This window comes from Uliginosibacterium sangjuense, assembly GCF_059132465.1.
The window spans coordinates 1565388-1578367 of the sequence record NZ_CP101132.1 but is presented as its reverse complement, the minus strand read 5'-3'; the positions used below and the strand labels follow the sequence as shown (position 1 = coordinate 1578367).

Below are 12980 nucleotides of genomic sequence, written 5' to 3'. Positions count from 1 at the left end.
GCCCGCCCCCAATTGGACCGTAGCGTGTTTCGACTGCATTCCTCCCTCGCTGATCTGCCTGCGGCCGCCTGGGATGCCCTGGCGCCTCCCCAGCCCTTCCTGCGCCATGCCTGGCTGGCCAGCTTGGAGACATGCGGCAGCGTCGGTCCTGGCACCGGCTGGCAGCCTCTGCATGCCACGCTGTGGCGCGACGACATACTGATTGCGGCCGCACCGGCTTACCTGAAGCAGCACTCCTGGGGGGAATATGTGTTCGATTGGGCCTGGGCCGAGGCCTACCAGCGCCACGGCCTGGCCTACTACCCCAAATGGCTGTGTGCGGTGCCTTTCACGCCGGTGGGCGGCCCGCGCCTGCTGGGACGCGGCGCGGCCGACCGCGCCGCCCTGCTACAGGGCATGCTGCAAGTCGCCCCGCAACTGGGCGTGTCCTCCCTGCACCTGCTGTTTCCGGATCAGCCAGGGGATTCGCTTCCGGACGAACTGATGCAGCGCGAGGGCGTGCAGTTCCACTGGCACAACCGGGATTTCAGGGACTTCGAGTCCTTCCTCGCGGCCCTGTCGCATGACAAGCGCAAGAAGATTCGCCAGGAGCGCAACAAGGTCGCCAGGCAAGGCGTCGAGCTGCGTACAGTGGAAGGGCCGCAACTGTGCGAAGCGGACTGGGCTTTCTTTCATCGTTGCTACAGCCTCACCTACGCCCAGCACGGCGCCCGCCCCTACCTGAGTGAAGCCTTCTTCCAGGCCATCGGCCGGGAGATGGCGGACGCCTGCGTAATGGTGATCGCTCGCCGCGCGGGGCACGACATTGCCTGCAGCCTGTCGATGCGCGACGGCGAGGCGCTCTACGGACGCTACTGGGGGGCCGTGGAATACGTGCCCTGCCTGCACTTTGAATGCTGTTACTACAGCCCGATCGAATATGCGATCGGCAAACGCCTGCAGCGTTTCGAAGGGGGCGCGCAAGGAGAACACAAGCTGGCGCGCGGCCTGGACCCGGTACCCACGCAATCCTGGCACTGGATCGCGGATCCACAGTTCCGCGAGGCCATCGGGCATTTCCTGCAGCGGGAATCGGCCGGCATGCATCACTACATCGACGAATTGGCCGAGCATTCAGCTTACCGCGAGAAATAGAACTTGGGGAATCTCCGCGCAGTCGGGCGCACGGGCGGGTGTTAGCGTCGCCGCACCAGAAAAGGGCATCCATCAAGCCCTGAAGCCGCATCGCAACCCAATCAACCGAGGGAGTGCTTCCCATGTCCGGAGTGCTGTGGTTTTCCCTGGCCTGCGCCGCGCTGGCCGTCGTCTATGGTGTGCTGACTACCCGCTGGATTCTCGCCCAACCCGCCGGCAACGCCCGCATGCAGGAGATCGCTGCGGCGATTCAGGCCGGGGCCTCGGCCTATCTCAATCGCCAGTACACAACCATCGCCCTTGTCGGCATCGTGTTGTTCCTGGCGCTGGGTGTGCTGCTCGGCTGGTCCACCGCGATGGGCTTCCTCGTCGGCGCAGTGCTGTCTGGCGTAGCCGGCTACATCGGCATGAACGTATCGGTGCGTGCCAACGTGCGCACAGCAGAGGCCGCCCGTAAAGGCCTCGCTGCCGCACTGGCCGTCGCCTTCCGCGGCGGCGCGGTGACCGGCATGCTGGTTGCCGGGCTGGCCTTGCTGGGGGTGGCCGGTTACTACCTGGTGCTGTTGCAGATCGGCCCAGACACCGCAACACTGGCCGAGCGCATGAAACCCCTGGTCGGCCTGGCCTTCGGCTCATCCCTGATCTCGATCTTCGCACGCCTGGGCGGTGGCATCTTCACAAAGGGCGCCGACGTCGGAGCCGACCTGGTCGGCAAGGTCGAGGCCGGCATCCCGGAAGATGATCCGCGCAACCCGGCCGTCATCGCCGACAACGTGGGGGATAACGTGGGCGACTGCGCCGGCATGGCGGCGGACCTGTTCGAAACCTACGCCGTCACGCTGATCGCCACCATGCTGCTGGGCGCCCTGATGCTGGTCGACCAGCCCACGGTCGGCGCGCTGTATCCGCTGGCGCTGGGCGCGGTGGGCATCATTGCCTCCATCGCCGGCGCATTGATCGTGAAGTCGCGCCACGGCCGCCGCATCATGGGCGCGCTGTACGAGGGGCTGATGTTCGCGGGTGGCGTGGCGCTGGTCGGCTTCTTTCTCGTCACCCTGCTGATGGTGCCGGATGACCTGCTCAAAAGCAGTCTGCACATCAACACGCTGGCCGGCATCCGCCTCTTCGGCTGCGCCACCATCGGGCTGGTGCTGACCGGCTTCATTGTCTTCATCACCGAGTACTACACCGGCACCGACTACAAGCCGGTGCAGCACGTTGCCGCGGCCTCGCAGACCGGGCACGCCACCAACATCATCGCCGGCCTGGGCGTGTCGATGCGCGCCACGGCCTGGCCGGTGGTCGCGGTGTGCGCGGCCATCCTTGGCTCCTACATGCTGGGCGGTCTCTACGGCATCGCCATCGCGGCCACCGCCATGCTGTCAGTGACCGGCATCATCGTCGCGCTGGATGCCTACGGCCCCATCACCGACAATGCCGGCGGCATCGCCGAGATGTCCGAGATGCCACCGGAGGTACGCGCCATCACCGACCCGCTCGACGCCGTGGGCAACACCACCAAGGCCGTCACCAAGGGCTACGCCATCGGCTCGGCCGGCCTGGCTGCACTGGTGCTGTTCGCCGATTACACGCATGCGCTTGAGGCCAGCCACGGCCATCAGACTTTCGACCTCTCCAATCCACTGGTGATCGTCGGGCTGTTCATCGGTGGCATGGTGCCCTACCTGTTCAGCGCCTACGCGATGGAAGCGGTCGGTCGTGCCGCCGGTGCAGTAGTGGTCGAGGTGCGGCGCCAGTTCGCCGAGATCAAGGGCATCATGGAAGGCACCGCCAAGCCAGACTACTCGCGTGCCGTCGACATGCTGACCAAGTCGGCCATCCGGGAAATGATCATTCCTTCGCTGCTGCCCGTCGTGATCCCGGTGCTGGTCGGCCTGCTGCTGGGGCCGCAAGCCCTGGGCGGCGTGCTGATGGGAACCATCATCACCGGCCTGTTCCTCGCCATTTCAATGACCGCCGGCGGTGGCGCCTGGGACAACGCCAAGAAGCACATCGAAGACGGCGCCCATGGCGGCAAGGGCTCGGATGCCCACAAGGCCTCCGTCACCGGCGACACGGTGGGTGACCCTTACAAGGACACGGCGGGCCCGGCGATCAACCCGCTGATCAAGATCATCAACCTGGTCGCGCTGCTGATCGTGCCCCTGTTGTAAAGCCAGCCGTCGCGCCTTGCGGGCAGGTCCGCCTGTCTGCAAGGCCGAATGAGGCCAAATTACGCCACAATGCGCGCTCCTCCCCGGAGTCAACGCATGAGCCTTCCGTCACCCCCTCTTTTTCCCACCGACCGCGCCGCGCTGATGGGCCAGCGCCCACTGGTCGTCTGGTTCACCGGCCTTTCCGGCGCCGGCAAATCCACCCTGGCCGTCGCGCTGGACCATGCGCTCCACACTGCGGGCAAGCGCAGCTTCGTGCTTGACGGCGACGCGCTGCGCAACGGCCTGAACCGTGGCCTAGGCTTCTCGGCCGCTGATCGCAGCGAAAACATCCGCCGCACCGCCGAGGTCGCCCGCCTGATGGTCGATGCCGGCCTGATCGTACTGGTGGCCTTCATCTCCCCCTTCCGGCAAGACCGCGACGCTGCCCGCGCGCTGTTCGGCGATGGCCAGTTCATCGAAGTCTTCGTCGATGCACCGCTGGCCGTGACGGAAGCGCGCGACCCCAAAGGCTTGTACGCACGCGCACGGCGCGGCGAGATCCCACAGTTCACCGGCATCGACTCCCCCTACGAAGCGCCGGAGGCCCCCGAAGTCCATCTGCGCACGGCGGACATCGACGTCGCGACCGCGATCTCGCAATTGCTCGCCTACCTTTCCCCCCGCCTGGGCTAAGCATGGCCAAGCGCAACCCCGTGATGGAAGCCCGTCTGCGCAAGGCCGACGCGCTGGTCATGGCCACCCGGCCAGCCGAGGCCGAACCGCTGTACGCCAGCATCTGCGCCAGCGACCGCCTCAACATGGAAGTGCACGTCAAGCACAGTGAGATTGCGCGCCGCTTGGGTCTGCATACCAAGGCGCTAGCCTCGGCGCCGAAGGTGCCGCAATCTCATTTCCTGGAAGGCGCCGCGCTGCAATGCCTGGGGCATGTCTGCGACAGCGTGGCCGCCTACGAGCGGGCGCTAGCGCTCAATCCGCGCATGGTCGATGGCTGTACCTGAAGGGCATGCACCGTTGGCCCTAAACCCCTCGCGGCACCATTCCGCTGCTGCGTGAGGCCATCGCGCTGAACCCGCGCCAGGCGCCTGGCTTGGGACGACAAGCTGCTGAACCACGCCAGTAACGCATCATCAACACGCCCAGCTAGCACCAGGTGGTGCAGCCGGTGTATCGCCACGCCACCTATCGCTGGCAGCGCTACGGCACGCAGATCGCCGCCGAACAGCCCGTGCTGGAGCCCTTTGCACGGGCCTTCGGCTATCCGATGTAATGCGCTGAGCGAACTACCCCAGACGTCCCAGCACGCGCTCGCGCCCCAGCACTTCCAGCACCGCGTCGATCGAGGGCGTCTGCGGTACGCCCAGCAGCTTCACACGCAGCGGGATCGCCACCTGCGGCATCTTGAGCCCCTTCTCCGTACAGGTCTCCTTGATCGCGGCGCTGAGGCTGGCCTTGTCCCAGGCGGCGGCCTGCAGGCGTTGTGCCAGCGCGGCCAGCGCGTCGCGCGCCACCTCACTCAGATGCTGCGTAGCCAGCTCTTCGCTGATGGTCGGGGCTACGTAATACGGCGCCACGGCATCGGCCAGCTCGACCAGAGTATTCACCCGCTCACGGTAGAGCGCGACTACGGCACTCAGCTCCGGTCCATTTGCCGTGTCGACACCGCGCGCCGCTAGACGACGCGCGCAATCCACCGCCAGCACGGCCGGCTCCGTCTGCTTGATGTAGTGCGCATTGAGCCACTTCAGCTTCTCGGTGTTGAACTGGGCTGCCGAGGGCGTGATGTGGTCCAGATCAAACCACTCGACGAACTGCTCACGCGAGAACACCTCGTCATCGCCATGGCTCCAGCCCAGACGCGCGAGGTAGTTGATCACCGCATCCTTGAGGAAACCGTCTTCGTCGTACTGCATCACGCTAACCGCGCCGTGGCGCTTGGACAGCTTGGTGCCGTCGTCGCCGAGGATCATCGACAGGTGCGCGTACTGGGGCACGGTCGCGCCCAGCGCCTTGAGGATGTTGATCTGGCGCGGCGTGTTGTTGACGTGGTCATCGCCACGGATCACGTGGCTGATGCGCATGTCCCAGTCATCCACCACGACGCAGAAGTTGTAGGTCGGCGTGCCGTCGGCGCGCGCGATGATCAGATCGTCCAGCTCCGCATTGGCGATCTCGATGCGACCCTTGACCAGATCGTCCCAGGCCACCGCCCCCTCCTGCGGATTCTTGAAGCGCACCACCGGCTGCACGCCGGCCGGCACCTCGGGCAAGGTCTTGCCCGGCTCAGGACGCCAACGACCGTCGTAGCGAGGCTTCTCGCCACGCGCGCGCTGCGCTTCGCGGATCGCTTCCAGTTCTTCCGGCTGCGTGTAACAGTAGTAAGCCGTGCCGGCCGCCAGCATCTCGCCGATGACCTGCTTGTAACGGTCCATGCGCTGCATCTGGTAGAACGGACCTTCGTCGTGCGTCAGCTCCAGCCAGCTCATGCCATCCAGGATCGCCTGCACAGCCTCCGGCGTGGAGCGCGCCACGTCGGTATCCTCGATGCGCAGGATGAACTGGCCACCATGACGGCGGGCGAAAGCCCAGGAAAACAGCGCGGTACGCGCGCCACCAATGTGCAGGTAACCGGTGGGGCTCGGAGCAAAGCGGGTGCGAACGGAACTCATGGATGCACGGGACGGATCACAATTGGGAAGCCCGGCATTTTACGGCAGAAGGGCTTTGACTTACGCACAAAGCCTCTCTATAATCCGGCCTCTCTTGAGACGAGCGGTGCAAAACAGCTTGTCTTTTAGGCGGTTAGCTCAGTTGGTAGAGCACGTCCTTCACACGGACGGGGTCGTTGGTTCGAGTCCAATACCGCCTACCAGAATTCCAAGAAAACCCGGCTTCGGCCGGGTTTTTTGTTTTCCGCCTGGACTCGCGAGACTCTGCACGGAGTTGTAGTACGGAGATAGCGCACGGGCTGGGTCCGGCGAGTCGTGAAGCCCAGTACAGCACCGACATCCGCGCTGACGTTTTCCTGTTGGCGAGACGGATCACACGGCTCGTACCGGTGCGGATGAGCCTGTCTGTGCCACACAAACACCCCACTGCGCGCCGCCCAACGGTCTGCTTCAATTGCGAAAAGCCTGACACGTATCATGTAGCCCTCAAACAAAATGGCTACCCCATGCGTTGCTTACTACCCCTGACTCTGACGCTTCTCGCGGCCTGCGGTAACTTGAACGCACAGACGCCCGACGCGTCGCTGTGCCCCAAGCCACTGTCGATTCCTGGGGCTTCCTGCCCCGACGCCACGCTCTACAGCGTCAAGCCGCCCGTAGGGAATCCGAAGAGCAATCACTTCCACATCACCGAACGCGCACTGGAAAAACTGCCCGTTCCGCAGCAGCCCGAGGCCTTAGCCAAAGCGCTGGCAGACCTGGTGCAAGGCACTGTCGAGGAACGCATGGCCAAGCTAAAGGCCAAGGTGGTGGCTGATCTGGTCTTCGTGAAGGGCGGCAGCTTCACGATGGGGGATTTCACGCCGCTCCTGAACATCCCCGGCATCACGCGCATGACCTACAACGAGGACGACAAGCATCTGCACGAGGTCACGCTGTCGGACTTCTACATCGGGCGCTACAAGGCGACCTACGCGGAGCTGAACGTCTTTACGGATGCAACGGGGCGCCCACGGCTTGCCAAGGACGAAGCCCCGAATGATCGCGACCCTACGGTACCGGCCGGCATGTACTGGCAGACCGCGCGGGACTACTGCCAGTGGCTGGGCAAGCTGACTGGCTACAAATTCGACCTGCCCACCGAGGCGCAGTGGGAGTACGCGGCGCGTAGTCGCGGGCAGTTCTTCATGATCCCGACGGACAACGGGAATATCGAGTTTGGGCGGAATGTTCCTTATGCCGCTCAGGCGGAAAAACTCAGGAAAGGCACCTGGAACTGGCGTTATCCGATCGCGCTGTTTCCACCGAACCCGCTGGGACTCTATGACATGCAGTACAACGGCAAGGAGTGGGTATTGGACTGGTATGCCGAAGACGCTTACGAGGAATCAGCGTCGCGCGATCCGCAAGGCCCTGCTACCGGCACGAAGCGTGTGACGCGTGGCTGGGCGTATGGGGACAGTTTGAAGATTGGTGTGGCGACGTGGCGACGGTCTGACGACCCCGAAACAAGAGACAGTTCAGACGGGAAGAAACTACGAGACTTTCAAAGTCCATCTGTGCGATGTTTGGCCGTTCCAATCCGTTAAGCCGTGGTGCTGCTATAGAATCCCCCTTCAGTCGAGGCAAACAACGGGTGGTCAAAACCACGATCTTGCAGGGCATAGGCAATTGATGAGTTCTCAACGGCGGGCAAGCCTCTGATCGGTTCATCCCTCAGGCTAGCGAGTGTGGTATCGAACCAGCCTTGAAAGTCACCGTTCATTGCCGTTTTGCGCGCAGCGTCTGTGGAACCCGCGTTGCGCTCGCGCTGGATTTCCTCGAAGCGCTTTTCGTAGCGGGTACGAGTGCCCGGCATGTTGAATCCACGAGGACCTTCGCCAGCAAAGAAGGTGTTGAGTGCGGCGAGATTGTCTTCGTATTTCCCTTTCGCGCCGTCCCGCCCGATGTGCTGAATCACATTGCGCAAATCCTGCTTGACCTGCGTTTGTTCCAGCACCGCCAAGGCTGCACGGCGTTGGCGTGGTAAGTAATCGTCGAGCAGCCCGAAGCCATCCTTGGCCCAGTTGGCGGCACTGTGGCGCGTAAGCTGGTAGATCAGCATGCCCTTGCTCTCGGGCGTGCTGAAACGTACGCGCTCCGGATTGGCGAGGATGCGGTCGGCGAGCTCTAGACAGGCTTCCGCTTTCGCAAACTTGGCCTCCCAGTCGAGCACGTCACGTTGAAGTCTTTGAACGGCCACCCCAAACTTCTTCTCAATCGCCTCCCCCTCACACACCAGCAGATACCCCAGGTGTTTGAAGGCTTGGAATGCTTCCTTGTAGATGAATTCCGCATTCCTGAACTGGATATTCAGCAGGTTGTAGTACATCCAGTACATGAAGCTGGCGAGCTGCTTGGCGCCCACGGCAAAGCTGATCTCCCCCTCGGCCCCAATGCCCAGACAGAGTCCGGCATGGGCGGTGATGCGAAACACGCCATCGACGTACTCGACGGCCAGCTTCAATTCGCCAGCGAGGCCGGCCATGCCTTCGATGGCGGGGGCGACGCTGGCCAAGAGCTCGAACTTTTTCGTTGCGCTATGCGGATTGCGCCATTCGACCGCTCCCTTGAGTTCCAGCCCGCCGCGCACGCCGGCAAAGAAACTGACATCGGCCGCCAGCCCCGCCGTGTTCTTCCACTCATCGCCTTGTCCCGAAACATCCGCTGAGTTTCGACGCTTAGCCTTCTTGCGCGAGCCCTTTGCGCTGACTTGTTTGCCGTGCTTCTTTTTGCCGTCGGCGTCGGTGACCTCCACGTCCTTCATCTCGACGCCGACCGATACCTCCCCCGCCAGACTCACGCCGAGCATGCCTTTGAGCTCGGCGCCCACCTTGAGACGGATTGCGCCCATGTCGTAACGTGCGGTATCCATGCTTTGTCCGCGCATCAGTTGCGCGGCTTGCTCAAGATCGAAGTAGCACAGCATCAGGCCAGCCTTGGAGGGCAGGTAGAGGTGTCCGTCCATCTTGCCTTCGGCAAACGCGACCTCGGCGGCGCCTTCCGCCTTGAAGCGCAAGTTGCCCTTGAGCGGCGCGATCTCCGCACTGAGGCTACCGCCGCTGTAGTAGCGCATGGCGGCAGCTTCGGCTGAGAAATCGATATCAGCGAGCTGGGTGCCGTTGTAGGACACCGATCCTTCCTTGCTGGTGTGCGCCTTGGCGTTCCAGTTGGCCAGCGCCTCCGGGCCCAGCGTGCCGGTGTTGCTGATTTCCAGTTTGATGAAGTCTGTGCTTTTGACTTTCATCTCCTGAACCTGCTCGCCCAGATAGCGGCGCATCTTCTGGCGATCGATCGTGCGCTTACCGGTCGCAGGGTCTTGCTTGTAGACCTCGGCCCACTTCATGGCCTTCTTGTCTTTGAACTTCGGCCAGCCCACCTTGAGCTTGTCGCTGCTGGCGTAGCGCAGCGGGCCGAGACCGCGGTAGCGCTCTTCCTGCATGAATTTGTCACGCAGTCCGACGCCGCTACGGAATCCCCACTTGCGGGTGAGATCCAGACCTTTGCGCTTCCATTCACCATTGCCTTCCGCTGCTTTGCCTTGCCAAGGCTTGTCGCCTTCTTTCTCCATGAGCGGCACGAGTTCAATGAGCTTCTTGCCCGTTCCGTCGAGCTTGTCCAGGCGCTGCAGCTCGGTGCGCACGGCCTCCGTCGCTTTCTCGCGCCACTCCAGAGCGAAGCCCTGATTGCGCCTGGCGTCGTCGATGATGTCTTGTGGAATGCTATTGGGCTTGTGGGCAAGCGCCAGGGCGATGGCCTCCAGACGCTCGTCAGCGAGCGCCAGTACTTCATTGGCGAGCAGTTGCTCGTGCATCAGGCGGTTCCAGGTGTCGAACTCTTTATGCAGCTCGGCCACATCACCGGCGGGTACGCCGATGACTTCGCCCGTGTCGAGCCGTAGATAAGTCAAAGGCTCTGGCGTAACCGGCACATCGACAATGCTCTTCTGGACCGGGTTGTACTTGCCAGTGGCGAGCGGTTCACCACTCAATGCCGACGGGCTGATTGTTTGTGCAAATGTCATATCAGCGATCCCAGAATACTTTCAGACCCGCAGACTTTGCGCTACGCACACGTTGCGTGCGGCCTTCTGAATCGGTCACACCCTGCGCCACGATGACACCCGCATCATCTTCAATTCGATACGGTGCGCCCGCCAATGGCACTTGGGTTTCTTTGTCACGCAAGACGAACTGCTCATCCAGACTAAGACGTTCGTACTTTTCAAGCTCAAGTGCTGCGGTGCCTGCCAAGGTCCCCTCCCCCGCCGCACTCTTCGCCCCCGTGAAGTTGCGCTGGCTGCCGAGCAACGACACCTTGCCCGGTGCGGTGAGCGTGATGTTTCCGCCCGAGATTTGAATCGCTGCACCCGCTGCGGTGAGCTGCAGCTCGTTCTTGCCTTGCAGCAGAATGTCTGCCGTGGTGGAGGTGATCGTGAGCTTCTTGTCGGCGTTGAAGTCGGCTTTGTCTGATTGGGCTTGCACGCTCAGCTTGCCTTGCGCGGCGTGCAGCTTGAGGCCTTTGTCCTGCACCGCGCGGCGGCCGTCGGAGGCTTTGCCGTAGGTGTAGAGCACGATGCCGTTCTTCACCGCCCAGGCGCTCTTGCCCTGTGCCGTGAGCTGGATGTCCTGGGCTGCGAGGGTGAGGGTCTCGCCGGTGTTCAGGATGGCGTCTTGAGGCGTCAGCGCACTGATGCCGGCAGGGGACTCGGCGACGATCAGGGGGGCGCTCCAGGCCGGTGCGCTGCCGCTGCCGCCATGTGGGCCGTTCTGGGTGTCGGTGTCGCCGAGCGCCGCCTGGCTGTGGGCCAAGGCTTGCGCAGCGCTGAGCTGCGGGGGAGCCGGTTCGCCGGGCAGCGTGGCCTGTTGTTTCTGGGCGGAGTCGGCCAGGCTGGTGAGCAGGCCGTGCGCGGCTTCAAGTTGGGTGAGTGCCAGGCGTGCGTCCATCTGGGTGCCGCTGGCATTTTGGCGGGCGTCGGTACTGAGCAGCAGGCCGCTGCCGGCACGCAGTGCGCCGGATTGTTGGGTGATGAGTTCGGCGCCGTGGGCGCGGTAGGCCAGGCGCTGGTTGTCGGTCTGGTGGCGGATGGCGCCCAGGTTCAGCGCGCTAGCATATTGGGTGGTGGCGAGTTGGGCGCGCGGTTCCTGGGGGGTGAGGTCGAAGACGAGCTGGTTGTAGCCCCCTGCTCCACGCTGACTGGCGGAGAGGGCTTGGGTCTTGATGCCGGCGAGCGTAGCGGCGTGAGCGTGCCCTTGTGCGCCTGCGGCGGACGGTGTGTCGGTGCCCGCGAACCAGGCGGGGGCATTGCCGGTGGCGACACCGGCGCCGCTGCTGATCTGGTTGTGCTGCGCGCGCTCTGCGCCCTGCCCGCTGTAGAGGGCACCCAGTACGACGGGGCGGTCGATGTCACCTTCGATGAAGCCGATGAGGACTTCTTGCCCGATGCGCGGGATGAAGTGCCCCCCCCAGTTGGTCCCGGCCCAGGGGGTCATGACGCGGACCCAGCTCCAGGCGCCCCGGTCACCCGAGGCGTCCTCCGCGCCCGACGGATGCGTCAAGCGGCTGTGACTCTGGCTGCCGCGCTGCCAGTGGAACTGGATGCGGATGCGACCGTCGCGATCGGTGTGGACGGGCTGGCCAGCCCCTCCCTCGCCGACGACGATGGCGGTCTGGGTGCCCCGCACCGTGGGTCGGGGATGCAGTTGGAGGCCGTGCCCATCGGTGTTGATCGGTCGGTAGGGCAAGGCGGCGGGCAGGACACTGAAGTGGTTCGTGTAAAGACTGGCTGTGCCACCTTGCGAAGACTGCGTCGGCAGGCTGGCGAGCTTGTCGGCGAGGCTGGGGTGGAGGTTGTTGCGGGCGTGATGGGTCACGCTCAGCACGGCATAGCGCTCGCCGCCTGCGTCATAGTGGTCGGTCAGCGTGAAGTGGCTGCCCGGGCGCAGGGTGCGCACGCTGCCGCTGCCGGTCAGGGTCTGCCGCGCGGCGTCGAGGGCTTCGGTCTGGCGGCGGGCGTAGCGCTCGCCTTGTTCTCGTGTGGGCCAGAGGTAGGCGCCGGGGGCGTCGAAACGCACCAGGGGGAGCGCTTGCGTCTGCGGCTCGGCCGCGGCAGTGGCGCTGGCCTCGCGCAGGCCCAGGCTGCGGTAGTCCCAGCTGACCAGTTCGATGGTGTGGGTGGCCAGGCCATGCCGGGAGACCAGCGTCTGGATGGTGTCGCTCTGCTCGGTGGCGGCAGCCCGGTGATAGCGGATGCTCGCCTGGGCATTGGGTTGGAAGGCGCCGGGGTGGTCGGCGATCACCAGGGTGTGCGAGGCACTATCCAGCGCGCCCGCTGCCGCATGTTCAAACCAGTAGTACAGGCCCTCCTCCGCCATCAGCCGCTCGATGAAGGCGAGGTCGGTTTCCTGGTATTGGGTGCAGGTGCTGCGTTTGAAGTAGACGCTGGCATCGGCCAGATCGAAACGCCATTGCGGGACCAGCGTGCCTTGACTCGCGTAGTCGGCAAATACGGCTTCGATGATCTCGGGAACCGTGAGGTCGTGGAAGACGAAGCTGTCGCGGCGGTGGCCGAGGAAGGCCAGCCAGGGCTCGAGCGTCAGCCGGTAGTAACCGAAACCACCGTCGGCGCTGATCCGTTCGAAGGCCGTCACATGCCCATGGAATGGACGCAGGACGGTACGCGACTGCTGCGTGAGTAGTTCGATCAGCACGGGTTTGCCCAACCAATCGGGCGCCTGCAACGCAGCGTTGGGGCTGAGAGTCTCGATCTGGAACCGGAAGCCCGCTGTGCCCGCATGCGCTGCCGTGGGCCCCACGCACTCCACCCCGTCGAAACGCGCCGCCAGGAGACTTTCGGCAGCTTGTCCGGTATGCAGGCGGATGAGGCGGGTGTGGTCGGTATGGCCGGGCAGCAGGGCTTGGCGAAGGGTTTCTGCAATGCTTGCGCTCATGAGGGTGCTCGATG

At 64.0% G+C, this 12980-nt stretch carries 8 protein-coding genes and 1 tRNA gene; 6 read left to right on the top strand and 3 right to left on the bottom strand.

The genetic code is table 11. The features are described from left to right. The first annotated feature begins 24 nt into the window (after positions 1-24). From NMB43_RS07160 to NMB43_RS07145, 4 genes are all read left to right on the top strand, one after another. A complete protein-coding gene (locus NMB43_RS07160; protein WP_494351463.1) occupies positions 25-1134 on the top strand; it encodes a GNAT family N-acetyltransferase in 1110 nt (369 codons plus the stop codon). 122 nt (positions 1135-1256) lie between these two features. Further along, positions 1257-3308: a sodium-translocating pyrophosphatase gene (locus NMB43_RS07155; RefSeq protein ID WP_494351462.1), complete on the top strand. Its 2052-nt coding sequence runs from the start codon at positions 1257-1259 to the stop codon at positions 3306-3308. A 96-nt stretch (positions 3309-3404) separates the two neighbouring features. Beyond that, positions 3405-3983: an adenylyl-sulfate kinase gene (cysC, locus tag NMB43_RS07150; protein WP_494351461.1), complete on the top strand. Its 579-nt coding sequence runs from the start codon at positions 3405-3407 to the stop codon at positions 3981-3983. Between the two features lie 2 nt (positions 3984-3985). After that, entirely contained in the window at positions 3986-4309 is a 324-nt protein-coding gene (locus NMB43_RS07145; protein WP_494351460.1) for a hypothetical protein, read from the top strand. A 282-nt stretch (positions 4310-4591) separates the two neighbouring features. Here NMB43_RS07145 and gltX read toward each other — a convergent pair whose 3' ends face one another. Further along, positions 4592-5977 (bottom strand): glutamate--tRNA ligase, encoded by a 1386-nt coding sequence (gene gltX / locus NMB43_RS07140; RefSeq protein WP_494351459.1) that lies wholly within the window; start codon positions 5975-5977, stop codon positions 4592-4594. 127 nt (positions 5978-6104) lie between these two features. On the opposite strand from gltX, the gene NMB43_RS07135 reads away from it, so the two are divergent. Both NMB43_RS07135 and NMB43_RS07130 read left to right on the top strand, forming a co-directional pair. Continuing rightward, a tRNA-Val gene (locus tag NMB43_RS07135) sits at positions 6105-6180 on the top strand. Positions 6181-6534: 354 nt separating this feature from the next. Beyond that, positions 6535-7566 (top strand): formylglycine-generating enzyme family protein, encoded by a 1032-nt coding sequence (locus NMB43_RS07130; protein WP_494351458.1) that lies wholly within the window; start codon positions 6535-6537, stop codon positions 7564-7566. Here NMB43_RS07130 and NMB43_RS07125 read toward each other — a convergent pair. Beyond that, complete coding sequence (locus NMB43_RS07125) at positions 7563-10040, bottom strand: hypothetical protein (protein WP_494351457.1); 2478 nt, start codon at positions 10038-10040, stop codon at positions 7563-7565. The two genes, NMB43_RS07130 and NMB43_RS07125, sit on opposite strands and share 4 nt — an antisense overlap. Before the next feature lies 1 nt (position 10041). Further along, the gene (locus tag NMB43_RS07120; RefSeq protein ID WP_494351456.1) at positions 10042-12966 is read right to left on the bottom strand and encodes a type VI secretion system Vgr family protein; all 2925 of its coding nucleotides are present in this window, start codon (positions 12964-12966) and stop codon (positions 10042-10044) included. Positions 12967-12980 lie beyond the last annotated feature (14 nt).

Bases quoted from the DNA above. Each gene is read 5' to 3' on its own strand.
- NMB43_RS07155 (WP_494351462.1), top strand. From the start codon at position 1,257: ATGTCCGGAGTGCTGTGGTTTTCCCTGGCCTGCGCCGCGCTGGCCGTC.
- cysC (WP_494351461.1), top strand. From the start codon at position 3,405: ATGAGCCTTCCGTCACCCCCTCTTTTTCCCACCGACCGCGCCGCGCTG.
- NMB43_RS07145 (WP_494351460.1), top strand. From the start codon at position 3,986: ATGGCCAAGCGCAACCCCGTGATGGAAGCCCGTCTGCGCAAGGCCGAC.
- gltX (WP_494351459.1), bottom strand. From the start codon at position 5,977: ATGAGTTCCGTTCGCACCCGCTTTGCTCCGAGCCCCACCGGTTACCTG.
- NMB43_RS07125 (WP_494351457.1), bottom strand. From the start codon at position 10,040: ATGACATTTGCACAAACAATCAGCCCGTCGGCATTGAGTGGTGAACCG.
- NMB43_RS07120 (WP_494351456.1), bottom strand. From the start codon at position 12,966: ATGAGCGCAAGCATTGCAGAAACCCTTCGCCAAGCCCTGCTGCCCGGC.